The 24,219-nt window shown below is 74.3% G+C and carries 22 protein-coding genes; 16 read left to right on the plus strand and 6 right to left on the minus strand.

The genetic code is table 11. The annotated features are described in order from the left end of the window. Window positions 1-50 precede the first annotated feature (50 nt). The 3 genes from ACN20G_RS27635 to ACN20G_RS27645 form a co-directional block, all read right to left on the minus strand. Window positions 51-536, minus strand: a complete 486-nt coding sequence (locus ACN20G_RS27635) for a peroxiredoxin (protein ID WP_424215920.1) — start codon at window positions 534-536, stop codon at window positions 51-53. A gap of 109 nt (window positions 537-645) precedes the next feature. Further along, complete coding sequence (locus ACN20G_RS27640) at window positions 646-1,023, minus strand: hypothetical protein (RefSeq protein WP_424215921.1); 378 nt, start codon at window positions 1,021-1,023, stop codon at window positions 646-648. 121 nt (window positions 1,024-1,144) lie between these two features. Beyond that, a complete protein-coding gene (locus tag ACN20G_RS27645; protein ID WP_424215922.1) occupies window positions 1,145-2,128 on the minus strand; it encodes a quinone oxidoreductase family protein in 984 nt (327 codons plus the stop codon). A gap of 129 nt (window positions 2,129-2,257) precedes the next feature. Between ACN20G_RS27645 and ACN20G_RS27650 the strand changes: the two genes are divergently transcribed. Then, window positions 2,258-2,698, plus strand: coding sequence for an SUKH-4 family immunity protein (locus ACN20G_RS27650; protein WP_424215923.1), 441 nt, complete (start codon window positions 2,258-2,260; stop codon window positions 2,696-2,698). Between the two features lie 39 nt (window positions 2,699-2,737). On the opposite strand, the gene ACN20G_RS27655 is transcribed toward ACN20G_RS27650, so the two are convergent. Continuing rightward, window positions 2,738-3,787 carry an aldo/keto reductase gene (locus tag ACN20G_RS27655; RefSeq protein WP_424215924.1) on the minus strand — a complete coding sequence of 350 codons (1,050 nt, stop codon included), beginning with the start codon at window positions 3,785-3,787 and terminating at the stop codon, window positions 2,738-2,740. A 118-nt stretch (window positions 3,788-3,905) separates the two neighbouring features. Here ACN20G_RS27655 and ACN20G_RS27660 point away from each other — a divergent pair, with 118 nt between their 5' ends. The 9 genes from ACN20G_RS27660 (at window position 3,906) to ACN20G_RS27700 (ending at window position 13,560) form a co-directional block, all read left to right on the plus strand. After that, window positions 3,906-4,454, plus strand: coding sequence for a TetR/AcrR family transcriptional regulator (locus ACN20G_RS27660; RefSeq protein WP_424215925.1), 549 nt, complete (start codon window positions 3,906-3,908; stop codon window positions 4,452-4,454). 33 nt (window positions 4,455-4,487) lie between these two features. Then, entirely contained in the window at window positions 4,488-4,796 is a 309-nt protein-coding gene (locus ACN20G_RS27665; protein ID WP_424215926.1) for a VOC family protein, read from the plus strand. 29 nt (window positions 4,797-4,825) lie between these two features. Then, window positions 4,826-5,374, plus strand: coding sequence for an AAA family ATPase (locus ACN20G_RS27670; RefSeq protein WP_424215927.1), 549 nt, complete (start codon window positions 4,826-4,828; stop codon window positions 5,372-5,374). A gap of 190 nt (window positions 5,375-5,564) precedes the next feature. Next, a complete protein-coding gene (locus ACN20G_RS27675; protein WP_424215928.1) occupies window positions 5,565-7,358 on the plus strand; it encodes a hypothetical protein in 1,794 nt (597 codons plus the stop codon). 379 nt (window positions 7,359-7,737) lie between these two features. After that, window positions 7,738-8,040 carry a hypothetical protein gene (locus ACN20G_RS27680; protein WP_424215929.1) on the plus strand — a complete coding sequence of 101 codons (303 nt, stop codon included), beginning with the start codon at window positions 7,738-7,740 and terminating at the stop codon, window positions 8,038-8,040. A gap of 191 nt (window positions 8,041-8,231) precedes the next feature. Beyond that, window positions 8,232-8,969 (plus strand): ABC transporter ATP-binding protein, encoded by a 738-nt coding sequence (locus tag ACN20G_RS27685; protein ID WP_424215930.1) that lies wholly within the window; start codon window positions 8,232-8,234, stop codon window positions 8,967-8,969. After that, window positions 8,966-11,188, plus strand: a complete 2,223-nt coding sequence (locus tag ACN20G_RS27690) for an ABC transporter permease (RefSeq protein WP_424215931.1) — start codon at window positions 8,966-8,968, stop codon at window positions 11,186-11,188. Before ACN20G_RS27685 ends, ACN20G_RS27690 begins: the two co-directional genes overlap by 4 nt. A 110-nt stretch (window positions 11,189-11,298) precedes the next feature. Next, window positions 11,299-12,822: an MFS transporter gene (locus tag ACN20G_RS27695; protein WP_424215932.1), complete on the plus strand. Its 1,524-nt coding sequence runs from the start codon at window positions 11,299-11,301 to the stop codon at window positions 12,820-12,822. Between the two features lie 291 nt (window positions 12,823-13,113). Next, window positions 13,114-13,560: a hypothetical protein gene (locus tag ACN20G_RS27700; protein ID WP_424215933.1), complete on the plus strand. Its 447-nt coding sequence runs from the start codon at window positions 13,114-13,116 to the stop codon at window positions 13,558-13,560. A gap of 87 nt (window positions 13,561-13,647) precedes the next feature. On the opposite strand, the gene ACN20G_RS27705 is transcribed toward ACN20G_RS27700, so the two are convergent. Then, window positions 13,648-15,183 carry a DHA2 family efflux MFS transporter permease subunit gene (locus ACN20G_RS27705; RefSeq protein WP_424215934.1) on the minus strand — a complete coding sequence of 512 codons (1,536 nt, stop codon included), beginning with the start codon at window positions 15,181-15,183 and terminating at the stop codon, window positions 13,648-13,650. Between the two features lie 244 nt (window positions 15,184-15,427). On the opposite strand from ACN20G_RS27705, the gene ACN20G_RS27710 reads away from it, so the two are divergent. Further along, window positions 15,428-18,874: a phosphocholine-specific phospholipase C gene (locus tag ACN20G_RS27710; RefSeq protein WP_424215935.1), complete on the plus strand. Its 3,447-nt coding sequence runs from the start codon at window positions 15,428-15,430 to the stop codon at window positions 18,872-18,874. 128 nt (window positions 18,875-19,002) lie between these two features. On the opposite strand, the gene ACN20G_RS27715 is transcribed toward ACN20G_RS27710, so the two are convergent. Further along, a complete protein-coding gene (locus ACN20G_RS27715; RefSeq protein WP_424215936.1) occupies window positions 19,003-19,335 on the minus strand; it encodes a hypothetical protein in 333 nt (110 codons plus the stop codon). Between the two features lie 307 nt (window positions 19,336-19,642). Between ACN20G_RS27715 and ACN20G_RS27720 the strand changes: the two genes are divergently transcribed. The 5 genes from ACN20G_RS27720 to ACN20G_RS27740 all read left to right on the plus strand — a co-directional run bounded on the left by ACN20G_RS27720 (window position 19,643) and on the right by ACN20G_RS27740 (window position 24,166). Beyond that, window positions 19,643-20,239 carry a GNAT family N-acetyltransferase gene (locus ACN20G_RS27720; protein ID WP_424215937.1) on the plus strand — a complete coding sequence of 199 codons (597 nt, stop codon included), beginning with the start codon at window positions 19,643-19,645 and terminating at the stop codon, window positions 20,237-20,239. A 288-nt stretch (window positions 20,240-20,527) separates the two neighbouring features. Beyond that, window positions 20,528-20,992 (plus strand): hypothetical protein, encoded by a 465-nt coding sequence (locus tag ACN20G_RS27725; RefSeq protein ID WP_424215938.1) that lies wholly within the window; start codon window positions 20,528-20,530, stop codon window positions 20,990-20,992. Between the two features lie 216 nt (window positions 20,993-21,208). Continuing rightward, window positions 21,209-22,381, plus strand: coding sequence for an MFS transporter (locus tag ACN20G_RS27730; RefSeq protein ID WP_424215939.1), 1,173 nt, complete (start codon window positions 21,209-21,211; stop codon window positions 22,379-22,381). 78 nt (window positions 22,382-22,459) lie between these two features. Then, the gene (locus ACN20G_RS27735) at window positions 22,460-23,719 is read left to right on the plus strand and encodes a serine hydrolase domain-containing protein (protein WP_424215940.1); all 1,260 of its coding nucleotides are present in this window, start codon (window positions 22,460-22,462) and stop codon (window positions 23,717-23,719) included. A 12-nt stretch (window positions 23,720-23,731) separates the two neighbouring features. Next, window positions 23,732-24,166 carry a VOC family protein gene (locus tag ACN20G_RS27740; RefSeq protein WP_424215941.1) on the plus strand — a complete coding sequence of 145 codons (435 nt, stop codon included), beginning with the start codon at window positions 23,732-23,734 and terminating at the stop codon, window positions 24,164-24,166. Window positions 24,167-24,219 lie beyond the last annotated feature (53 nt).

Raw genomic sequence — 24,219 nt, forward strand, 5'->3', positions numbered from 1 at the left:
GGGCCACCGGACCCCGGGCCGGGCGGCCGAGGCCCCGGTGGCGGCCCGGGTCACGCCTCGGCGAGTGCGGCGAGGCGGGCGGCGATCACCTCGGGCTTGGGGTAGGTGAGGCCGACGGCGGTGACGTGCCGCCACGCGAGCCGGCCCTCGGCGTCGACGATGAACACGGACCGGCGCACGCCGATCAGCGGGGCCGTGATCCCGAGCCCCTTGGCCACGACGCGGTCGGTGTCGGCGAGCAGCGGCATCCGCAGGTCGCGGGCGCGGGCGAAGTCGGCGTGGCTGTCGAGGCCCTGGGGGCTGATGCCCCACACGGCGCCGCCGGCCCGGGTGAGGTCGGCCAGGCCGTCGTTGTACGAGCAGAGTTGCGCGGTGCAGACGGGGGTGGCGTCGCCGGGGTAGTAGGCGAGGACCAGGGGCGCGCCGCGCCGGTCGGAGAGCCGGAACTCGGCGCGGTGGAAGGTGTCCCCGTCCCAGGTGCCGCCGGGGAGGGAGAAGTCGTCGACGGGGTCGCCGATGCCGGGGGAAGCGGCCACGGTGTGCGCTCCTTGTCGGGGGTGGGGGTGCCGGGGGGCGGGTGTGGGTGGTGCTCGTGCGGCGGGTCGGGAGAACGGTAGCGGCCGCGCCCCGCACGCGCACCCGGGCTCAGCGGGCGGACGGGGCCACGATGGTGGTGGTGTCGGTGACGAGAAGCTCCTCGACGGTGCTGGTGCCCGAGCCGGGGCCGGACTCCCAGGACCAGGTCTCGTCCAACCGCAGCCGCCCGTCCGGGAGTTCGACGATCTCGGAGACGCAGTGCCCGGAGGCGGTGGTGCCGTCGACGCGGAGCTGGACGTACCGGAAGTCGAGTCCGTCGCCGGTGCGGGTGCCGACCAGCCGGCCGTGGAGGACGTCGCCGCCCTCGTACTCGGCCCAGACCCGGCCCTCGTGCTCGTGGTAGGTGAAACGGGTGCTCACGCCGACCTGGCCGGGGGCCTGGTCGGCGACGGGGGCGAAGACGACTCCGTCGAGGGATCGGGGCACGAGGGTCTCCTGGTTCTCCGGGCCTCCGCGACCCTTCCCGGGCCGCGAACCGGCGTCCACCACCGGCGACCCACACCCTACGAACCCCCCGACGCCCCTCCCCCGGCACCCCCGGCACCGCTCAGGGGTTCACGGACAGGACCGCCTTGCCGAGGTTTCGGCCCGCCGCGAGGACCTCGTGGGCTTTCGCCGCGTCCGCGAGCGGGTGTTCGGTCGTGATGTCGACGGTGACCGCCCCCGAGCCCGCGAGGGTGAGCGCGGCCAGGGCGTGGCGGCGCAGGGTCTCGGGGGCCCGGCGGGCGAGGTCGCCGATGTTGTAGCCGGTCAGGGCCCGGTTGTTCTTCCAGACGGGCAGCACCGGCAGGCTCAGGTCCGGGTGGCGGGCGGCCTCGCCGTAGACGACGACCCTCCCGAACGGGGCGAGCGCCTCCAGGCTCTCCCACCGGGTGGGGCCGCCGATGGGGTCGAGGACCACGTCGACCCCGCGTCCGCCGGTGAGTTCGCGGACGGCCTCGGCGAAGCCCTCGCGCGGGAGGATCGCGTCGTGTCCGAAGCGGGCGGCGTACGCGCTCTTGGCGGGGTCGCCGACCGTGCCGTAGACGGCGCCCGCGCCCAGGGCGCGGGCGAGGCGGGCGGCCACGGTGCCGACGCCGCCGGCCGCCGCGTGGACGAGGACGGAGTCGCCGGGGGCGATCCGGGCGGCTCCGCCGAGGACGCCGTGGGCGGTGGTGAGGGTGAGGGGTGCGGCGCCGGCCGTGCGCAGGTCGAGGCCGAGTCCCTTGAGCGGGAAGACGAACGTCTCGGGGGCCACGGCCAGTTCGGCGTATCCGCCGCCGTCGGGGAGGTACGCGGCCACCTCGTCCCCGACGGCGACGCCGGTCACTCCGGGCCCGAGCGCGGCCACGGTGCCGGACGCCTCCAGGCCGGTGACGGTCTCACCGTCGGGGTCCCCGAAGTCGCCGAGGCGGTGCTGTACCTCCCCGTAGTTGACGCCGGCCCAGGCCACGGCGATGAGCACCTCCCCCGGCCCCGGCACCGGGTCGGGCAGTTCCACTTCGCGCAGCACCTCGGGTCCGCCGGTTTCCTTGAACGCGACAGCGCGCATCTGTTCCCCCTGGTCGTGATCGGTCGGTCTGTTGGTCGGTCGTCGATCGTTCCGGGCCCGGTCGTGGCCCGGTGAAGGGTTCGAACCCCGGTTCGGGGTGCGGGTATTCCCGCCCGTTAGGGTCGACGCGTGAACGATGAGCGGATGACGGAGGACGCCCGGATCGCGGCGGTGTTGGGCGGGTGCGCGCACGTCCCGTACCCGGGTGTGTGGCGGGCCGCGCCGTTCGTGGAGCGGGTGGTCGACGGCGTGTGTCACGCGCTGGTCGCCGTCGATCCGGGGGCCGGTGCGATCGGGCTGCGGCGCGACGGGGGTTCGTTGTGGCTGCTGCCGGAGGGCGGTGCGGCCCGATTGTTGAACTCGGACCTCGCGGCGTTCGTCGCCTTCGACCGCGCGTACGGGGAGGCGTCCGTCGAGGCCGAGGCCGAGGCCGAGGAGCGGGCGGCCGAGGAGTCGGCCGAGGCGTTGACGGCCCGGTTCCGGGCTCTCGATCCCGCCGCCGTCGCCGACGAGAACGCGTTCTGGAACATCGCCGCCGAGGAGTTGGGGTACGGCGCGGGCGGCGCGTGAGCGGGCGACCGCGACCCGGGCTCGCGCTCGCGCTCGGGCTCAGGCCGTGGCGAAGCCCGGGACGAGGGCCTTGACGCGTTCGAGTTCGCGTTCGTCGGAGATGCCCTGGAAGTCGTGGCGGGGGGTGTAGGGGGCTTCGAGGAGGCGGGCCTCGTCCTGGGTGAGGTGCAGGTCGAGGGAGGCGACGGCGTCGTCGATCTGGCCGGTGGTGCGGGCTCCGACGAGGGGGGCGGCGACGACGGGGTTGCGGCGCAGCCAGGCGAGGGCGACTTGGGCGCGGGGCACGCCGCGGTTCTCGGCGATGGCGCCGAGGGCGTCGAGGATGCGGCGGTCGCTGTCGGCGTTGGCCTTGTAGAGGAGGTCGGCGTAGCCGCCGTCGGTGGCGGCGCGGGTGCCGACGCCCGCCTGGTCGAAGGGGCGGGCGAGCCGGCCGCGGGCCAGGGGGCTCCAGACCATGGTGGCGACGCCCTCGTCGGCGCACAGCGGCAGCATTTCGCGTTCCTCTTCGCGGGCGAGGAGGTTGTAGTGGTTCTGCATGGTGACGAAGCGGGCCCAGCCGTGGCGTTCCTGGAGGTGGAGGGCCTTGGCGAACTGCCAGGCGTGCATGGAGGAGGCGCCGAGGTAGCGGACCTTGCCGGTCTTGACCACGTCGTGGAGGGCTTCGAGGGTCTCTTCGAGGGGGGTGGCGTTGTCGAGGCGGTGGAGCATGTAGACGTCCACGTAGTCGGTGCCGAGGCGGCGCAGGCTCGCGTCGAGTTCGGCCATGATCACCTTGCGGGAGAGGCCGCCGCTGTTGGGCCGGCCGGGGCGCATGCTGTTGCGGACCTTGGTGGCGATGACGACGTCGTCGCGGTCGGCGTACTCCTTCAGGGCGCGGCCGAGGATCTCCTCGCTGGAGCCGTAGGAGTATAGGTTGGCGGTGTCGAAGAAGTTGATCCCGGCGTCGAGGGCGTGCTTGATCAGGGGGCGACTGGACTCCTCGTCCAGGGACCAGACGGGGTGGCCGCGGTCGGGGGCGCCGTAGGTCATGGCGCCGATGGCGATCGGGGAGACGTCGAGGCCGGTGCGGCCGAGCTTGATGTACTGCACGGGGGGCTCCTACCATGGGGGAGAAGGTAACCGGAGAACTCTCCGGCTTGCCCTCACGAAGCTACCGGAGAGCTCTCCGGATCGCAATCGGAGAGTTCTCCGCCCCGAGGGAGTCCCCATGCCCGCCACCCCGCAGCGCTCCGACGCGCGCCAGAACCGCGAGGCAATCCTCCAGGTCGCCCACGAGGTCCTCGCCGCGTCCCCCGACGCCTCCCTCAACTCGATCGCCAAACGCGCCGGCGTCGGCCCCGGCACCCTCTACCGGCACTTCCCCACCCGCGAGGCCCTGGTCCTGGAGGTCTACCGGCACGACCTCGCCCGACTCGTGGACTCCGTCCCCGACCTCCTCGCCGCCCACGCCCCGCTCGACGCGCTCAGCCACTGGTTCCGCACCCTGTCCGGGCACGTGCGGATCAAGCACGGCCTCGGCGAGGCCCTCCACTCGGCCGCCGCCGCCGAGGTCGTCAGCGCCTCCTGGCCCCCCGTGACCGAGGCCGTCGGCCGTCTGCTCGCCGCGTGCGAAACGGCCGGCGAGGTGCGGCCCGGGATCGACCCCGTGGACGTGGTCATGCTCATGAGCTGCCTCTGGCGCACCGCCCCCACCCCCGAGGGCACGGCGCAGAGCGAGCGGCTCCTCGAACTCGCCGTCCACGCCCTGCGCCCCTGACCCGATCACCCCGCCGACGAGGGAAGGACACTCGTGACCGCGCCGACCGTCGACCTGCTCGTGCTCTACACCCACCGCCTGGAGGAGTGCCGCGCGTTCTACTCCGGGATCGGCCTCGAACTCGTCCCGGAATGCCACGGCGACGGGCCCGAGCACTACGCCGCGACCCTCGCCGGCGGCGCCGTACTGGAGCTGTATCCGGCCACGCGCCGGCCGGAGACCGGCTACCTGCGCCTCGGCCTGACCCTCCCGGCCGGCGGCCCCGAGGACCGCTCCCCCGGCCGGCGCACCCTCACCGACCCCGACGGCCGTACCGTCGTGCTCACCGTCGTCGGGCCGTAGGGCCCGGAACCGAAACAGGGGAGCGCGTGATGATCGTGTGGGTGAACGGGCCGTTCGGCGGCGGGAAGTCGACGCTCGTGGCGGAACTGTCCGCGCTCTGGCCCCGGGCCCTGGTCTTCGACCCGGAGTCGGTGGGCTTCGTGCTCCGCGAGATCGTGGAGGTGCCGACCGGAGACTTCCAGGACCTCGCGGTGTGGCGCCGGTCCGTGGTGGACCTGGCGCTGCGGCTGGTCGAGGAGTACGAGCGGCCCCTGTTGGTGCCGATGACCCTGGTGCGCCCGGCGTACCTGGCGGAGATCCACGGGGCGCTGCGCGCCGCCGGCCACGAGGTGCGGCACGTCTTCCTGCGGGTGCCGGCCGAGGTGTTGCGGGCCCGGATCGACGCCCAGTCCTTCACTCCCGACGATCCGGCACGGGACGCGCGGGTGCGGGCCTGGCGCAAGGGCCGGATCGCGGACTGCGAGGCCGCGGTCCCGCTGCTGCCGGCCGACACCGTGCTGTGGGACGGGCAGTTGCCGCCCGGCGAATCGGCGCGCCGGCTGCTCGCCGAACTGGGGGTGCCCGGGGTGCGGCCGTGACGGGAGGGCCGACCGACCGGTGACCACCGTCGCGTCCACGGCTTCCTTCCCCGTTTCGGACACTGTGGATCGATTTCGCGCCGCACAGGCCGTATGGGGCTTCTCGGGGCCTTCGACGGGTGCTGTGCTACAGGGGCCGCGCCCGAGGGGGGAGAGCGGCTCGCACGCCGAAACCAGGGGGTTTTCAGCGGTGGCTTCTCTGAACTACGACATCCTCACCGACCCGACTCCGCTCCGCGTCCCGGAACCGGGCGAGGAGGTCCGGGGCGCGGTCCACATCGTCCTGTCCAATCCCACGTTCAACGAGGTGATCTGGCACTCCGTCCAGATCCGGGTGCCGGTCGGGCAGGGCGCGGGGGATCTGACCGTCGACCCCAAGAGCATCTCCGTCGGGATCACGCACAACACCGCGACCGGACCGGGCGAGGACCCGACGATCGCGTGGGACGAGGCGACCGGTGTGCTCACCGTGACCGCCAAGGACCTCACCTACTTCAAGGAGGCCGGCGCCCTGGGGCTGGTGCTGAGCGGGTTCCCGGTCTCCGACAAGCCCGGCCTGGTCGCGCTCCAGGTCACGGAGCGGGCCGCGAGCGGCCACTACGTGCAGAAGCACGCCGTGACCCTGAGCGTGCTCAAGCAGGAGAGCGCGGTGCCCCGCAACTTCCGCGCCGAGGAGACGCTGGTGGCCGCCGGGCGGGACGTGGTGCTGCGCTGGGACGGGCCGGCGGGCCTGACGTACCGGGTGCACGGGCCGGACGGGCTCGTGGACACCGTGACCTCGGCCAAGGGCCCGGCCGGTTGGGAGTGGTCCCCGCCGGGCGGCCAGGAGCCGAAGCGGGACGCCACGTACACCCTGACCGCCGAGATCCCCGGTTCGCAGCGGGCCGGCTACCACCTGACGACCACCGTGCACCTGCGCGAGCCCGAGTTCGAGAGCGTGACCGCGACGAACGGGCTGCGCGCCCCGTGGGTGGCGGGCATCGCCGACCCGGGCCGGATCACGTTCACGGCGGGCGGGGCCCGGCTCGACGACGCCGCGAACGCGCTCGGGACCCTGGTGGCCGCGGCCGCCGAGGTCGAGACGGTGACCGCGACCACCGGCGTCCACACCCCCTGGGTGGAGGGCACCGCGCACCGCGGCCGGATCTCCTTCACCGACCAGGGCGCGCAGATCCTCGACGACACGCAGGCGTGGGGGACGATCTCCGCGGCGACCGTGGAGGTCGAGACCCTGGCGGCGTCCTTGGTGCGCGGGCGGGACGCCGGCGCGGGCTGGATCCGGTTCCCCTCCGAGGGGATCACGGTCGGCCGGGGCGGCAGCGGCGACGCGGGCACGGTCACGGCCGACAAGGTCCGGGCCACCGGCGTGAACACCACGTGGGTGGGTGACGTGGACGGCGGCAAGGGCTGGGTCGAGTTCCCGCAGTCCGGCGTGAACGTCCGCCGGGACGGATCGCAGACCTGGGGCGACATCGCGGGCGACAAGGCGGACCTGAACGGCGTCAACACGAAGTGGGTGCAGGGTCCCACGTCGAACGACGGCTGGATCGAGTTCCCGCCCGCCGGCGTGAACGTGTTCCAGGGCGCGGGCAGCCGCCAGTGGGGCACCGTGGCCGCCGCGACGGCGGACCTGAACGACCTGGAGACCCACCGGGCCCGGGTCAAGGAACGGCTCACCCTGGACGGCGGGTTGACCGTCTCCAACGTGCTGGAGACCCAGGACGGGCCGCCGCGGCTCGTCGTGCACGGCCGGCTGGAGGCGCAGGGCGAGGTGTCCGCGGCCGGCCCGGTGCTGGTCGGCGGGGACCTGACGACGAAGGGGAACTTCCGCGCGCAGGGCGACTCGCTCTTCTACGGCAAGCTGAACGCCAACGGGCACCTGTCGGTCCGCAACGCGGGCGCCTGGATCCTGCACACCAACGACGGGCAGGTCTCGATCCAGGGCAGCCTGCGCGTGCACGGGGCCTTCCGCTCGGACAGCTGACCCCCCGGGGCGGACGACCCGCGACGCCCCACGACCACCCGCACCGCACACCGCTCCCCCGCCGGCCTCCGGGCCCGGCGGGGGAGTTCTTTTGCGCCCGAACCCATTTCAGGCTCCGCCCGTGTTCACGTGGTGCGGGAATTCTCGAAGCAGAATCGATTCCCCTATTCGGGACCCATACCCTGCCGACAATGGACCCCCTCGGGAAATCCGGCGTGAATCGGCCATTCTCGATTGCCCGGCTTCCGCTTCTTTCTCCCTCCGATTCCGTATGGTCGACTGGATCACACACCGCCGGGAACACCTGCGATCCCGGTCGAATGAACCACAGGGGGGTTCTGTGTCGACAAGGAAACAGCGTGCACTGACCGTTCTCTTCGTGGCGGGCGCCGTACTGGCGACCTCGCCCGCCGTCGCCCTCGAATCCTCGACACCGGAGGCGAGGGCGTGGAGCCACGGCACCCAGCAGGTGGTGGCGGTCCGCGACGACAGCGCCGACGGCGACGAGGTCTACGCCGAGTACTTCGAGGGCATCAACGCGGGCAAACACGAGCTCCGCAACAAGAAGGGCGCGGGCCACACCGTCTACAGCAAGAAGTACACCCTGGCCGTCCACAAGCTGCGCGCCTGCGACGAGGAGGACTTCCACCCCGACAACTGCGACATCTGGCGACAGGACTGAGCGGGGGCGCACTCTTTGCCGACGGGGCGCGCGGGAGCGAATTCCGCGCGCCCCGTCGGGCCGTTCCGAGTCCGGAATCAGTCCCCCTCCGCTTCGCGCACCGGGCCAATACCGCGAAAACCCGGACGCCGCCCCGTCCCCGTGCGGGACAGTGGGCGCCCACACGGGGAGAGAGAAGGAAGGGAGCGGCCATGGAATCGGCCCCTGTCCTGCGCATGGCGCGCGTCCGGCACGCGTATCCGGGGCGCGGCCTGTTCCGGGAACTGGACCTGACGGTCGCGGCCGGCGAGTCGGTGGCCGTGACGGGCCCGAGCGGATCCGGGAAGTCGACGTTGCTGTCCTGCGCCCTGGGTCTGGTGGCGCCCCGCGAGGGGCGGGTGGAGGTCGCGGGCCTGGACCTGCGCACACTGCGGGCCAAGGCCCTGGCCCGGCACCGGGCCGCGCACATCGGCATGGTCTTCCAGGCCGGGGAGCTCCTGCCGGAGCTGTCCCCGGCCGACAACGTGGCCCTGCCGGCCCTGCTCGCCGGGGTCGGCGCCAAGGACGCGTACCGCAGGGCGCGCGCCCTGCTGCGCCGGTTCGGGGTGCCGGACGGGTCGGAGGGGAGCGCCACGCTCTCCGGGGGCGAGCGGCAGCGGACGGCCGTGGCCCGGGCGATGATCAACGAGCCGGGGTTGTTGTTGGCCGATGAGCCCACCGGGGCGCTCGACGAGGCGGCCCGGGAGACGGTCGCGGACGCGTTGTTCGCGCTGCCCCGGCAGGCCGGCTGCGGGTTGCTGCTCGTGACCCACGATCCGGTGGTCGCGCACCGCGCGGACCGGGTCCTGGTGTTGCGGGAGGGCCGGTTGCACGAGGTCCCCGGGGTCACGGGCCGGCCGGTGGGCGGGCCGGGCGTCGACGGGCCGGGCCGGGCGCGGGGGTGGGCGTGATCGCGCGGGCGGGGCGACTGCTGCGGTTGGGGGCGTCGACGGTGCGGCGCGGGGAGGCCGGGTGCGTCCGGCTGCTCGCGGTGGGCGCCGCGACCCTGGCCCTGTGCCTGGCGCTCGTGGCCCCGGTGGTGGCCTCGGCGGGGTACGCGGGACAGGCGGAACGGGGGGCGGCGCGGGCCCCGGTGCCGACGGAGTTCGCGCCCGTCGGGACCCGGCCCCGGCTGTTGTGGTCGGCGGTCACCGACCACCTGCCGGTCGGCCGCCCCTACCCCGTGGTCCTGCTGACCCCCCTCGTGCCCGACGCGCCGCTCCCTCCGGGGGTGGCGGCGCTGCCCGGACCGGGTCAGGCCGTCCTCTCCCCCGCGCTGCTGGCCCGGCCGGCCGCCGACGGGGTCCGGGAGCGGTACGGCACGGTGGTGGGGACCATCGCGGACGAGGGCCTTCAGTCCCCCGACGAACTGCTGGCCTACGCGGTGCCGGCCCGGCCCCTGACCGGCACCGGGCAGCAGGCGCGGGAGGTGGTCGGCTTCGGGTTGCCCGGCGGTTCGGGGGCCCTGGTGGCGGGCCAGTCCGAGTACGACAAGCCCCTGTGGATGTTCCTCGGCATGCTGGGCTGCCTGCTGGCGGCCCCGGCGCTCGTCCTGCTGTTCGTGGCCGCGCGGACCGGGGCGCACGGGCGGGACCGGCGGATCGCGTTGGTGACGGCGCTCGGCGGGACCCCGGCGCAGCGGGCGCTGATCGTGCTGGGCGAGGCCCTCGCCCCGGTGGCGGGCGGGGCCCTGGCGGCCCTCGGGCTGGTGCTGGCCGCCTGTCACGCGGACGTGCGGCTGCCGTTCGTCGGGCACGTGCTGGTCGCCGGGGACCTGCGGGCCCGGTGGCCCGCGTGGGCGGCGGCCCTGGCCCTGGCGGTCGCGGTGGTCGTGCTCGTGCTGCTCGCCGTGCACCGCGTCGGGCCCGACGCCGCGCGCCGCCCCGCCCGGTGTCGGGTGCGTCCCGGGACGGATCCGCGGGGCCTGCGGCGCTGGGCGCTGCTCTGTCCGGTGTCGCTGCTGCTCGCGACCCGGGGACCGGGGCTGTTCTTCGAGCCGGGCGATTCCGGTTACGTGCTGACGAACTGGGTCGGGGTGGTCGGGGCGCTGGCGACGCTGCCCGCGGCGGTGGCCGTCGGCACGGCGGCCGTCGGGGGCGCGCTGACGCGCGGCGCCCGCCGTCGGGGCCGGCCCGGGGTGCTGATCGCGGCCCGGCGGATGGCGGCGCTGCCCGGGCCGATCGCGCGGATGACGGCGGGCCTGGCCATCGCCATCGTGCTGGTCACGCAGGTCTCGGCCTGGCAGGGGCACGTGGGGGACCGGGCCCGCTCCGCGCAGCGGATCCTGGCCCGCGTCGGCACCTCGACCCTGCTCGTCACGCCCCGGACCACGGATCCGGCCCGGCTGGCCGAGTTCCATCGGGCGCTGCCGGCGAACGCGGCGCGCCTGGCGGTGGAGGCGGATCTCGGCGCGGGCACCCTGACCCTCACGGGCAGGTGCCCGGACCTGCGGGCCGCGGCCCTGCCGTGCGCCGCCGGGCGGACGGCGACGGTCCCGACGGACGAGCGGATCCGTTCGTTGGCCGGTCCCGATCGCCTCTACGTCCGCGCCACACTGGACGCATCGGCCGCACAGGGCGCACCGGGCGCGGTCGGGGAGGCGGGCGGCACCTCGGTGCTCGTCTCCCGCGACGGCGCCGGGCTGCCCGAGCGGGAGATCGCGGCGGCGGCGTACCGCGCGATCCCCCGGGGCGCGCAGATCGACGTGATCGGGGCGGGTTGGCTCGCGGGGGCCGTGGTGAACCGGCTCCAGGGCGATTGGCTGACCCTGCTGGGCGTCGCCGGGGTCGGTGTCCTGGCGTTCGCCGCGATGTTCTCGGGCTTGGCCGAGTTCCTGCGGCAGGGCCGTGCGCTGGCGCCGTTGACGGCGTTCGCGGGCCGCCGCCGGCTGCCCGCCGCGATCAGTGCCCTCACCCTGGGCCTGCCGCTGCTCCTCGGCGCTCTGGCCGGGACCCTGGTGGGGGTGTGGACGGCGTTCCCGCAGACCGCCGACGGGCGTTCGTACGTCTCGGGGGCGACCCTCGCGGGGTGCGTGACGGCCGGGGTGGTCACGGCGGTCCTCGGCTGGCTGTGGGGCACGGCCACGGCCCTGCGGGAGGCCGCGACCTGGAGCCCGGGCAGAGAGGGCTGAGGGAACCCGACGGGGGCGAAAGTACGACAAGCTTTGCATGTGATGAGACATCTTTGTATCATTTGAGGCGATCAAGGCTCACCCCTGAGCATCATCGCGAACGGAATCCCATGCACACCCCCACGCCGGACCCTCGCCGCTGGATCGTCCTCACGATCCTCTCCGGCAGTCTCCTGCTCATCTCGATGGACACCACGATCCTGAACGTGGCGTTCCCCTCCCTCGTCTCCGACCTGCAACCCGGCGCGGTCCAGCAGCTCTGGATCATCGACGTGTACGCGCTGGCCCTGTCGGGCCTGCTGGTCACGGCGGGCGCCCTCGGGGACCGCTGGGGCCGCAAGCGGCTGCTGATCGCGGGCTTCGCGATCTTCTCCGTCGCCTCGCTGTTCGCGGTCTTCGCCACCGAGCCCTGGCACGTGATCGCGGCCCGCGCCCTGCTCGGCGTGGGCGGCGCGGCGATCATGCCGTCCACCCTGTCGATCCTGCGCGGGGTCTTCACCGACGCCCGCGAGCGCGCCTTCGCCCTCGCCGTCTGGGCCGCCGTGTTCGGCGGCGGCATGGCGCTGGGCCCGGTGATCGGCGGCCTGCTCGTGGAGGACCACGGCTGGCAGTCCGCGTTCCTCCTCAACCTGCCCATCGCCGCCGTGATCATCGCGGCCGGCCTGTACTACCTGCCCGAGTCCCGTTCCGCGCGCGCCGGCGGACGCTGGGACTGGTGGGGCGTCGGACAGTCCGTGGTCGGCATGCTCGCCCTGGCCGGCGGCATCAAGCAGCTCGGCAAGAGCGGCGTGGGCGACCCGCTGCCCTGGGCCCTGCTGGTGATCGCGGCGGTCGCCCTGACCGTCTTCGTCCGCCGCCAGCTGCGCGTGGACACCCCGCTGCTCCAGGTCCGGCTCTTCCGCGACCCGGCCTTCAGCGTCGCCGCCACCGCGATCTTCCTGCCCATGGTCGGCATGGGCGCCGTGCTCTTCCTGGTCACCCAGTGGTTCCAGTACGCGCAGGGCTACAGCCCGCTGGAGGCCGGCGTGCGGCTGCTGCCCTCGCCGCTGGCCCTGATCCTCGCCTCGATGATCGCGCCGAGGCTGATGCGCCGCTTCGGGATCCGCCCCCTGCTGGCCGGTTCCCTGCTGCTGCTGGCGGTCGGCATGGCGCTGCCGTGGGTCTTCCAGCGCTTCGGCGACCTCGGCTACCCGGCCTTCGCCGTCGCGCTCGCCGTGATGGGCCTGGGCGTCGGCGTGGCGAGCACCATCGCCTCCGTCACCCTGATCTCCGTGGCCCCCGCCGAGGAGGTGTCCAGCGCCGCCGCCATCGAGGAGACCTGCTACGAGCTCGGCGCGGCCATGGGCATCGCCATCATCGGGTCGACGGCCGCCGCGCTGTACCGGGGCAACCTGCCCGCGCTCGACCTGGACGCGGGCACCCTGGACACGGTCCGCGCCTCCATCGGGCAGGCCGCGCACGTGGCCGAGCAGATCGGGGGCACGGTGGGTCAGGGTCTGCTGGAGACCGCCGGCCGCGCCTACACCCTCGCCGTGACCCCGGCGTTCCTGCTGGCGGGCGTGCTGGCCACGGCCGCGGCGCTGACCACGTGGACCCTGATCCCGCGCAACCTGCGCCCGACCGAGAACCACTGACCGCACGCGCCGGGCACCGAAGGGGCCCGGGGCCGGGGAGCGATCCCCCGCCTCGGGCCCCTTCCGCGTCGGCCGTGGCCCGAGGGGGCCGGCGGGTCGGGTGGTGCCCGATGCACCTGGGGTGACCTGCGGTTTCGTAGGCGTCAACGGGTCTGGACGCGGGGTCGTCCGTTGCGGTGAACACCCCGGGCGGACCCTGTTCGGGCCGGTCCCGGGAGAGGAGCGTCTGCTGCGGGCGGCCCGTGGGGGTCGCCGTTCGCGGAGCACGCGAACAGCAGGGGAGGCGACGGGATGAGCATGAACAGGTCGAGCAGGATCCGGGCGGGCGTTCTCGGGGGTGTCGTGGCGCTGGTGACCATCGCCGGCGTGGCGGTGGTCTCGGCGGCCGACGGCGGGGCCCCGCGCGAGGGCGCCCGGGGGTCCGGGGCGGCGGTGGTCACGACCGCGTGGGCGAAGGTCAGTGCCGGCGGCACCGTGCTGGGCGGCGCCGGGATCACCGGGATCAACAAGTTCGGCATCGGGCGCTACAACATCACCACCTCCTCCGACCTGGGCAACTGCGCCCTGCTGGGGACGATCAACACCAACGGCGGCAACGACCCGGGGCCCGGCAGCGCCTCGATCCTGGTCGGGAAGGTGAACGGGAACACCCTCTTCATCCGCACGGCGACCCCCTCGGCCTCGGGGAACGCGATCGTGGACAGCGACCGTCCGTTCTCGATCCAGATCGTCTGCTGATCCGGCCGCCCCGACACGCGTCGGCGCCCCCGTACCCGGTCCCGGGTGCGGGGGCGCCGACGTGCGCGGGCGGCTCGGGCGGCAGGCTCAGGCGGGTGGGCGGATCGTGTGCCGGGGGGCCTTCGCGGTGACCGCGAGGCCCGCGACGAACGCGGCGAGCAGCATGACGCCGGCGGCCCACCAGATGGCGTGGGTGAACCCGTGGACCATGCCCCGGTCCAGCAGCCGGGCCCGCTCGGCGGCGTCGTGGACCGTGCCGACCCGGGCGGCGACGTACTGTTGCGCGGCGTTCGCGGCGAGGGTGTTGAGCAGGGCCGTGCCGATGGAGCCGCCGATCTGTTGGGCGGTGTTGACGGTCGCGGAGGTCACCCCGGCGTCCCGGGGCGGCACGTCGGCGGTGGCCGTCGCGAACACCGGCATGAAGGTCAGACCCATGCCCAGGCCCAGGATCAGCAGGGCGGGCAGCACGTGGCCCACGTAATCGGAGTCCACCGTCAGCCGGGTCAGCAACACCATGGCCGTGGTCGCCAGCAGCATGCCGGGCACCATGAGGTTGCGGGGAGCGGTGCGCTGGAGCAGGCGGGCGGAGATCTGGGTGGAACCGATGATGATCGCGGCCGTCATCGGCAGGAAGGCCAGGCCCGTCCGGACCGGCGAGTAGCGGAGCGTGACCTGGAGGTAGTAGGTCAGGAACAGGAACACGCCGAACATGCCGATCGTGGCCAGCCCCATGGTGGCGAAGGCGCCCGCGCGGTTGCGGTCGCGCACCACGCGGGGCGGCAGCAGGGGGTGCGGGGCCCGGGTCTGCCACCACGCGAAGGCCACCAGGAGCACGAGGCCGGCCGCGAACAGGCCGAGGACCAGCGGATCGGTCCAGCCCAGGGCCTCGGCCTCGCTGAACCCGTACACGACGGCGACGAGCCCGCCGCAGCCGAGCACCGCGCCGAGCACGTCGAGCCGGGCGCCGGCGGCGTGCCCGGGCCGGTCGTGGATCAGGGCCATGCCGCCGAACACGGCGATCAGGGCGATGGGCACGTTCACGTACAGGCACCAGCGCCAGTTCAGGTACTCGGTGAGGAGGCCGCCCGAGATCAGGCCGATGGCGCTGCCGCCGCCGGCGATGGCGCCGTAGATCCCGAACGCCTTGCCGCGTTCGGCGGGGTCGGTGAACGTGGTGGTGAGCAGGGACAGCGCGGACGGCGCGAGGAGGGCCGCGAAACAGCCCTGGAGGGCGCGGGCCCCGAACAGCATCCCCGGGTTGACGGCGGCGCCGCCGAGGGCGGAGGCGGCGGCGAAGCCGACCAGGCCGATCAGGAAGGTCCGTTTGCGGCCCGCGAGGTCCGAGATCCGGCCGCCGAGGAGCAGCAGGCCGCCGAACGCGAGGGTGTAGGCGGTGATCACCCACTGCCGGTTGCCGTCGGTCATGCCCAGCTCGCGCTGGGCGGAGGGCAGGGCGATGTTCACGATCGTGGCGTCGAGCACGACCATGAGCTGGGCCAGGGCGATCACCACCAGGGCCCACCAGCGGTGCGGCTCGACCGGTGCGGCCCTCGCCCCCGCTCCGGCCCCCGCCTCTGTCGTCGACGGACCTCCGGTCGCCGCGGACTGCGCGTCGTCGCTCATCAGCCCAGTATCGACACGTCCCACCCCGCACGTCCTGTCGAGAACGCGCCGGGGACGGGAGGGGTCCACACGGTCCGGACGTGCGCGCTCCGGTGGTGATTCGGCCGGCGCGGGCGGTACCCGGGCGTTTCGGGCATCGCCTCGGTGACCTGCGGGAATCGTGCGGGGCGCGGGGGTGAATTCCGGGCGAATCCCTGGTCGGACGGGTTTCGGCCGGCCCCGACCGGCGCCTAGCCTCCGTCGCATGCCCGACATGTCACGTCGCAGGGTCCTCGGCACGCTCGCCGGTGGCTCCGCGCTCTCCGTTCTACCTCCCTCCCTCCTCCAGGCCATGGCCGCGCCGATGCCGCGCGGTGGTCTGCGGGGCATCGAGCACGTCATTGTCCTCATGCAGGAAAATCGTTCATTTGACAACTATTTCGGCAGTTTGAAGGGAGTGCGCGGTTTCGGCGACCGGACGGCGCTGCGGCTGCCCGACGGCACCAGCGTCTTCGAGCAGCCCCGCAAGGGCGGCCCCGCCGTGCTGCCGTTCTCCGCGCGCAAGGCGGCCGTGGACGCCGGGCGTCCCGAGCACGACATCCAGTACCTCGGTTCGCTGCCGCACGGGTACGCCGACGGGGTCCAGGCCCGGGGGAACGGCTGGTGGAACGACTGGATCGCGGCCAAGGGGCAGAGCACCATGGCCCACTACGACCGTCGGGACATCCCGCTCCAGTACGAGCTGGCGGATCGTTTCACCATTTGTGACGCCTACTTCTGCTCCGTCTTCGGATCCACCAACCCCAACCGCAACTACCTGTGGACCGGCACCACCGGCTTCGAACCCGGCGGCGGGGCCCGCGCCGTCACCAACGCCGCCTATTCCTACGGTCACGCCGGCTACGACTGGACCACCTACCCCGAGCGCCTGGAGGCCGCCGGGGTCTCGTGGCAGATCTACCAGGAGTGGGACAACTTCACCGACAACGCGGTCGAGTACTTCAAGCCGTGGAAGCGGATCGGCCGCAAGATCCTCGCGGCGGCCGGGCTCCCCGGCGCCACCACCGAGGAGTTCTACGACGGCCTCTGGAAGAAGAACGACGCCGAGCGGCAGTCCGCCCTCGCCGCCTTCCGCAAGGGGGTCGACTCCCTCCCCGAGGACGAGCGCCGGCTGTTCCTGCGCGGCGCCCACCGCTCCGAACCGGGCACCCTCCTGACCCGCATCAAGGCCGACATCCGCAACCGCACCCTGCCGAAGGTCAGTTGGGTGGTGCCCACGGCGGCCCTCTCCGAGCACCCCAGCTCCTCCACCCCCGTCGGCAGCGCCGGCCTCGTGCACGACCTGCTCGACGCCATCGCGAGCGACCCGAAGACCTGGTCCACCACCGCCCTGTTCATCAACTTCGACGAGAACGACGGCTACTTCGACCACGTCCCCTCCCCCACCGCGCCCCGCCCGGACAGCGGCGACGGCGACGACTGGTTCGGCGGCCGGCCCGTGGGCCCGGGCCCGCGCGTGCCGATGACGGTGGTCTCGCCGTGGACGGTCGGCGGATTCGTCAACTCCGAGTACTTCGACCACACCTCGGTGATCCGTTTCCTGGAGAAGTGGACGGGGGTGCAGGAGCCCAACATCAGCGCGTGGCGGCGCGGCGTCTTCGGCGACCTGACCTCCGTGTTCGACTTCGACCGCGCGCACCGGCAGCCGCCCGTGGAGCAGCCCGGTCCCGTGCCCGCGCCGATCGGCCGCTGGAACCCCGTGCCGCCGGCCGCGCAGGCCCGGCCCGTGCAGGAACCCGGCACCCGCCCCACCCGCCCCTCCCCGTACCGGCTCGGGCTGCGCGCCGAGGTCACCGCCGGCGAGGTGGGGCTGCGGCTCGGCAACAACGGCTCCCGCACGGCCGTGGTGACCGCGTACCCGGGCGACGGGAGCACCCCGCGCACCTGGACCCTCTCCGGTCGCGACACCCTCACCTCCGCCGTCCCCCACCCGACCGGCGCCGAGGGCTACGACCTGCGGGTGCACGCCCCCGGCTGGTCCGTGTGGGAACTGCGCGGCCGGGGCGTGGGCGCCGAGGCCACCGCCTCCGAGCGGGCCGGCGCGCGCACGGTCGACATCGCGTGCGCCAACCCCTCCGACCGCACCCGGACCCTCCTGGTCGGCGAGTCCACGCACGCACGCCGGGGCGAGGACCGGATCACGAGCGTCCGGCTGGCCCCGGGGCGCCGGCGGACCGTCAGCGTGCCCGTGGCCCGACACGGCTGGTACGACATCGTGGTCCTCGACGAGGAGGACCCGAGCTTCCTGCGCCGGATCTCCGGTCACCTGTCCGACGGCGGACACGGCACCACCGACCCGGCCACCGGCGTCGCACCCGCCCTGGAGGCCGCGATCGCCCTGCCGGCGCCGCTGCCGCCGCTGACCGCCCCGCTGGTGCAGGGCAGCCCCGCCGAGGTCGTCGTCACCGTCCGCAACCGGGAGGCGGGGCGGCTGCGCGATCTCGCGGTCTCCCTGGTCGTCCCCACCGGTTGGACCGCCGAACGCGTCGGGCGCGGTCCGCGCGACCTGGCCAAGGGCGAGTCCGCCGAGGTCCGCTTCACCGTCACCCCGGCGGCGGACGCCACCACCGGCACGCTGGTCGTCGCGGCCCGCGCGGAGGGCTCCGGCCTGCTGCGGGTGGCCGACGCACGGGTGCGGGCGGCGGTCACCCCGGCGGTCGGGGTGACCCTGACCGCGCCCGCCTCCTCCCCCGGCACCGACGGCTGCGCCCTCTCCCCGGGCCGGGCGCTCGCGGTGACCGCGACCGTCACCAACGCCGCGAGCACCCCGCTCGCCCTGGTCGCCGCCGCCCTCGCGGCGCCCGACGGATGGCGCGTGGAGGCCGCCGCCGGCGCCCCCGCCACGGTCCCGGCCCGCTCCTCGAAGGAGGTGGTCTGGAACGTGACGGCGCCGGCCGGCGCGGCCCGCACCGCCGCGACCCTCAAGGCCACGATCGGCGCGCGCACCGGCACCGGCCCGGCGCGGGAGACGACCGCGGAACTCGGGGCGCGGGTCGGCCCCGTCATGACCGGGCACCTGCTGGCCGAGGACTTCGAGTCCCTCGCCGGACTGCTGGCCCCGGCCGTCGACCTGGGCCGGCCCGGCCTGCGCGGCTGGACCCGCACCGCGCCCGAGGGCTGGACGGTCACCAACGCCGAGGGAATGCCCCAGGGCACGACCGAGTTGCAGGGCTGGTCCTTCCTCTCCCGGCAGTTCTGGTTCCCGGCGGGCCAGGACCGCCAGGCGTTCGGGCGTTCGCTGGGCGTCGTCGCCGTCGCCGACCCGGACGACTGGGACGACACGGGCGCCCCGTCCGCGCGCGGGAAGTTCGACTCGACGCTGACCTCGCCGGCCGTCGCGATCCCGGCGGGCACGGCGACCCTCCACCTGGGCTTCGACTCCCACTATCGGCAGGAGAGCCCGCAGGAGGCCGAGGTGAGCGTGGTCTTCGACACGGGGGCCGCGGTGCGGGTGGTGTCCTATTCGAGCGCCGCGTCGGGCAATTCCAACGGGGGCCGGGACCAGCAGAACCGGCTGGTGACGGGCAGCGCGGCGGTGCCCTCGGGCGCGACGACGGCGCGGGTCGCGTTCCGGATGCACAACGCGGGCAACAACTGGTTCTGGGCGGTGGACAACGTCCGCCTGGCCGACCGTCCGATCGTGGACGCCTGAGCCGACCGCGGCCGCGGCCGGGACCGGTGACGACGCCGCCCGCCGCCTCGACCCTCGTACGGGGGCCGGGGCGGCGGGCGGCGGTGCGCTGTCCGCGATGCGTCGTGCGTCGTGACGTCGTGCGCGGTTCAGGCGGTCGGGGCGAGTTCCCAGGCGTGGTGCTTGAACGCGTGCCGGAAGTCCGGGTGGTCCTCCCACTGCCGGGCCACGCCGCGCAGCACGTCCCAGTGGTGCTCCAGCGCCTGGTCGATGACGGCGCGTTCGGCGCGTTCGGCACCCTCGCGGCGGGCGAACAGGCTCGCGACCGTGGAGGACTCCAGGACGGCGTTGCGCAGGCCGCGCAGGGCCCGCGAGGTGTCGTCCATCGCGAACCCGCCCTCGGCGCCGGCCTCCGCCGCGAACAGGGGGGTGAGGCGGGCCTCGATGAAGGCGGTGATCCGCTGGAAGTGCTCAACGTCCACGGGGGCTCCGTATTCCCGCGCCGCCGGCCCCGGCACCCCTCGGGTCGCGGTCGGCCGGCGCGTCGGCGTGTGTCTCGTTCGGTGGTCGCCCCGGGTGGCGGGCGTTCGCGCGTCGCGTCGAACGGGCCGGTCCGGGGGTGTTCCGCAGGATATCCGGTCCGCCCGGCCCACCCGCCGACGGGTCGCGGAGCACCCGTGACCGCACGAGGAGGGCTCGCGTACGGTGGCGGGAGGACATGGGACGGGGACGGGGATCGGGGGGAGTCGCGTGGTGGAGAGCGGACGGTGGTGGGTCGAGGGGTGGGCCGTGTCCCGAGGGGCGGCCCGGCCCGTGGAGGTGCCCTGGGGGCTGCGGATCGACCTCGCGGGCCCGGAACGGGCGGTGCGCCACGTGTTGTTCGACCCCGAGCCCGAGGCGGCGCGCGCGCTGATCGACACCCTCACCGACCCCGGCACCTGCGTGAAGGCGTTCCTCTCGCCGGAGGCCATGGAGCCCTGGTTCCCGGCGGTGGACTGGGAACCCGCCGAGCCCTGCTTCCTGATGGCGACCGCGCTGCGTCCGATCCCGGTGCGCGCGCCGGACGGGTACCGCACCGAGGTCGAGAGGGCGGGCGGACTCGTCCGCGTACGCGTCGTGGGCCCCGGCGGGGACCCCGCCGCGTACGGCCAGGCGGGCCTGACCGACACGGCGTGCGTCTTCGACCAGATCGTCACCGAGCCGGCCCACCGCCGCCGGGGGCTCGGGACGGTGGTCATGGGCGCGCTCACCGGGGCGGCGGTCGACGCGGGGGTGACGGAGGGGGTTTTGGGCGCGACCGTCCAAGGCCGGGCCCTGTACGAGACGTTGGGGTGGCGCGGCCTCGCCCCGCTGTCCGGGTTCACGCGCCGCCCGGTCGGGCGATGAGCGGCCGGGTGTGGAGGTAGGGGGCGGTGGGCCGGGGAGTTCGGTCTCGAAGGACAGCGCGACGCGCCGGGGCGCGGGGGCGGGGGCCTTCGCAGTGGGGGGCGCACGGATTTTCGAGCGCCGAGTGTCCGCCTCCGCGCGCTGTGTGCGACGGCTCCCGCGCGCCCACCCCCACCCCCTACAGTCGTCACTGTCGGTAATGGTGAACGGTGACGGGAAGCGGTGGGCACGATGACGAGGAACCGTGGGGCAAGGCATGGGCGGGGAGTCGCACGTTGGTCGGTCGGGGTGGCGGTCGGGGTGCTGGCCTGTTCACTCCTGTCGGTGGGCCCGGCGGGCGCCTCGGCCGGCGCGCGGTCCCGCTCCGACCTGGAGGTGGTCCGGCTCGACCCCGATCCGACGACGCCCGGTGGCACGACCGAGGTGCACGCGTTCGTCGTCAACCGCGGCCCGGAGCGCACCGCATCGTCCTTCCGGATCACCCTGCGCGTGCCCGTCGGGCTCACTATCCTGCCGCCGACCTACCCCCTGGCCTGCACCCCGCCCGGAGCGCGCGTGATCACCTGCGCCTTTCCGGCCGGGCTGAACCCCTTGGAGACGGCGACGGCCGTCATCCCGGTGCGGGTGGACGCGAGGGTCCCGGCGGGGAGCACGCGCGAGGGGCACGTGTCGGTCGCCGGTGACGACGACACCGATCCGGGCGACAACCACACCCCCGTGACCTTCACGATCAACGCCCCCGCGACCGGCTGAACCGACCGCGCGCGCCCGCCTCCGCCGCGCGAGGCTCCATTCGGGGCAACGGGCGCGAGCCCGCCGCCGGCATGGCGGACCGGGTCGCGCGGGCCGGTTACCGTGCGCGGTCATGAACAGCCCCTGTCTCGGCAGCCCCCCGAACGCACTCGATCCCCTCTCTCCGCACGGGCCCGGCGGAGTCCTGTGAACGGGCGGCCGGATGCGGACGGCGGGGTGCCCGGCGCCGCGTACGTGAACCTGGCGGTGGCCACGCTGGGGTTCACCCTGACGTTCTGGGCCTGGGACCTGATCGCCCCCTTGGCGACCGGCTACCAGGAGCGGCTGGGGCTCAGTTCCTTCCAGCAGTCCCTGTTGGTGGCCGTGCCCGTTCTGGTGGGGTCGCTCGGGCGGATCCCGATCGGCGCCCTCACCGACCGGTACGGGGCGCGGTCGTTGTTCCCGCTGGTGTCGGCCGCGACGGTGGTGCCGGTGTTGGCGTTGATCCCGGCGCGCGACAGCTACGCGCTCCTGCTCGTCGTCGGGTTCCTGCTCGGGTTGGGGGGCACCACGTTCGCGATCGGCGTGCCGTTGGTGAACTCGTGGTTCCCGCCCGCGCGGCGGGGGTTCGCGTTGGGCGTGTTCGGGATGGGCACGGGGGGTGTGGCCCTGTCGGGGTTCTTCACTCCCCGGATCGCCCGGCACGGCGAGAACCTGCCGTTCCTCGTCGTCGCCGCGGCCCTGGCCGGGTACGCCGTGCTCGCCGCGTTGTCGCTGCGGGACCGCCCCGACCGTCCGGTGCCGACGCGGTCCCTCGCGTCGCGGCTCGCGGGGGCCGGGCGGCTGCGGGTGACGTGGGAGTTGTCGGCGCTGTACGCGATCGGGTTCGGGGGCGTCGTCGCGTTCGGGGTGTACCTGCCGACCTATCTGAAGACCTGGTACGCGTTGGCGCCGACCGACGCGGGCACGAAGGCCGCCGGGTTCGCCCTGGTCACCGTGGTCTTCCGGCCGATCGGCGGGCGGCTCTCGGACCGCTTCCACCCCGCCGTGGTCACGGCGGGGGCCCTGGCGGTGGTCGCGACGTTCGCGGTGGTGCAGGCATTCGATCCGCCGCTCGCGCCGGCCGGCACGATCGCGCTGCTCGGGACGGCGGCGGGTCTGGGCGCCGCCGGGGGCAGCGTCTTCGCGCTGGTCTCCCAGGTCACCCCGCAGGACCGGGTGGGCAGCGTGACGGGCATCGTCGGCGCGATGGGCGGGCTCGGGGGCTTCGTGCCGCCGCTGCTGATGGGCGCCGTGTACAGCGCCAAGGGCTCGTACTCGATCGGCTACATGCTCTTGTCGGACCTGGCCCTCGCGGGCTGCGTGTACGCGTGGACCCGCATGCGCACGACGCGTCCGCCCTCGGCCTGACGGAGTTCGGGCGGCGGGGGTGGGGTGGGCGGCCTAGTCTGGGCGGAGGGGGCCGTCCGTCCTGGCGGGGAGGCTGCCGTGACGAAGTCGACGACGAGTGCGCGGGCGCGTCGGGCCGCGATCGGTGTGGTGGTGGCGGGGCTGTTGGCGACACCGCTCGCCTCGGGCACCGCGTTCGCCGCGCCACCGGATCCGAGCCCCTCGGCCACCACCGGGTCGGCGCCCGCCGTGCCCGCCGGCTTCCCGCGTCTGGACGCGGCGACGGCCGCCCGGCTGGACGCGGCGGTGGAGCGGGTGCGGGCCGAGACCGGGGTGCCGGGGATCGTGGTGAGTCTGTCGGCGCCCGGCAAGGGCGAGTACACGCGGGCGTTCGGCGTCGCCGACAAGGCGACCGGCGCGGCGATGAGGACGGACCTGTACCACCGCATCGGCAGTGTGACGAAGACGTTCACGGTGACGGCCCTGCTGCGCCTCGTCGACCAGGGCAAGGTCGGCTTGGACGATCCCGTCGGCCGATGGGTGTCCGGTGTCCCGAACGGGGACCGGATCACGTTGCGCGACCTCGCCGACATGCGCAGCGGCCTGTTCAACTACTCCGCCGACGAGGGCTTCGCCAAGGCCCTCATGGGTGACCCGAAACGTTCCTTCACGCCCCGGGAGCTGCTGGACTACGCGTTCGCGCACCCGGTGGGCTTCGCCCCCGGCGCGCGGTTCGAGTACTGCAACACCAACACGATCCTGCTCGGGCTGGTGGTGGAGAAGGCGAGCGGCACGCCCCTGAACGAGTACGTGGAGCGCGAGGTGGCGCGCCCGGCGGGTCTGACGCACACCACGTTCCCCACCGACGCCGCGTTCCCCGACCCGCATGCCCAGGGGTACACGGACCAGACGGCCTCCGGTCGGGTCGAGACGGCCACCGACTGGAATCCGTCCTGGGGATGGGCGGCCGGGGCGATGATCTCGGACCTGAACGACCTGCGGACCTGGGCCCGGGTGCTGGCCACGGGCACGCTCCTGAGCCCGCGGACGCAGGCCGAACGCCTACAGGGTCGCGCGACCACGGAGCCCGGGGCCACGTACGGACTCGGCCTGTTCGACGTGGACGGCTGGATCGGGCACAACGGTTCGCTGCCGGGCTACCAGACCCTGGTGCTGTACCTGCCGGAGGCGAAGGCCACCCTGGTGGCGACGCTGAACACGGACATCACCCACGACGGGGTAGCGCCGAGCACCCTGCTCGGGAAGGCCGTCACCCAGGTGGTCACCCCGGAGCACGTCTACGACCTGCCCAGGACCGACGCGCCGCCCGCGGGCGAGCCCTCCGCCGGCCCGTCCTGAGATCCTGTGGCCATGGAACAACGGATCAGTCTGATCACCCTCGGGGTCGCCGACCTCGACCGCGCCCGCCGCTTCTACGCCGCCTTGGGCTGGCGCGGGACGGAGGTGGAGGAGACCGTCTTCCACCAGGCCGGCGGCCTGGCCCTGGTGTTGTGGGACCGGCACAGACTCGCCGCGGACTGCGGACTGGAACCGGCCCCGGAGGGCGCCGGCTTCGGCGGGATCGCCCTGGCCCACAACGTGCGCACGGACGCGGAGGTCGACGAACTCCTCGCGGCCGCCGCCCGCGCCGGCGGCACCGTCACCCGGCCCGCCGGCCGGAACCCGATCGGCTTCCACTCCGGCGTCTTCACCGACCCGGACGGGCACGCCTGGGAGGTCGCGCACAATCCGGGCTTCACCCTGGCCGAGGACGGTTCGCTGATCCTGCCGGACTTCGGGGCCTGAGCGCGCCCGTCACCCGAGCCCCGGGCGCATCGCGCGCCCGCCGTTCACCACCG

The organism is Streptomyces dryopteridis (genome assembly GCF_049606955.1).
GTDB lineage: Bacteria > Actinomycetota > Actinomycetes > Streptomycetales > Streptomycetaceae > Streptomyces.

Excerpts from the sequence above, each read along its gene's own strand:
- ACN20G_RS27660 (WP_424215925.1), top strand. The coding sequence starts at position 3,906 with ATGCCCGCCACCCCGCAGCGCTCCGACGCGCGCCAGAACCGCGAGGCA.
- ACN20G_RS27710 (WP_424215935.1), top strand. The coding sequence starts at position 15,428 with ATGCCCGACATGTCACGTCGCAGGGTCCTCGGCACGCTCGCCGGTGGC.
- ACN20G_RS27740 (WP_424215941.1), top strand. The coding sequence starts at position 23,732 with ATGGAACAACGGATCAGTCTGATCACCCTCGGGGTCGCCGACCTCGAC.
- ACN20G_RS27700 (WP_424215933.1), top strand. The coding sequence starts at position 13,114 with ATGAGCATGAACAGGTCGAGCAGGATCCGGGCGGGCGTTCTCGGGGGT.
- ACN20G_RS27705 (WP_424215934.1), bottom strand. The coding sequence starts at position 15,183 with ATGAGCGACGACGCGCAGTCCGCGGCGACCGGAGGTCCGTCGACGACA.
- ACN20G_RS27685 (WP_424215930.1), top strand. The coding sequence starts at position 8,232 with ATGGAATCGGCCCCTGTCCTGCGCATGGCGCGCGTCCGGCACGCGTAT.
- ACN20G_RS27670 (WP_424215927.1), top strand. The coding sequence starts at position 4,826 with ATGATCGTGTGGGTGAACGGGCCGTTCGGCGGCGGGAAGTCGACGCTC.
- ACN20G_RS27695 (WP_424215932.1), top strand. The coding sequence starts at position 11,299 with ATGCACACCCCCACGCCGGACCCTCGCCGCTGGATCGTCCTCACGATC.
- ACN20G_RS27645 (WP_424215922.1), bottom strand. The coding sequence starts at position 2,128 with ATGCGCGCTGTCGCGTTCAAGGAAACCGGCGGACCCGAGGTGCTGCGC.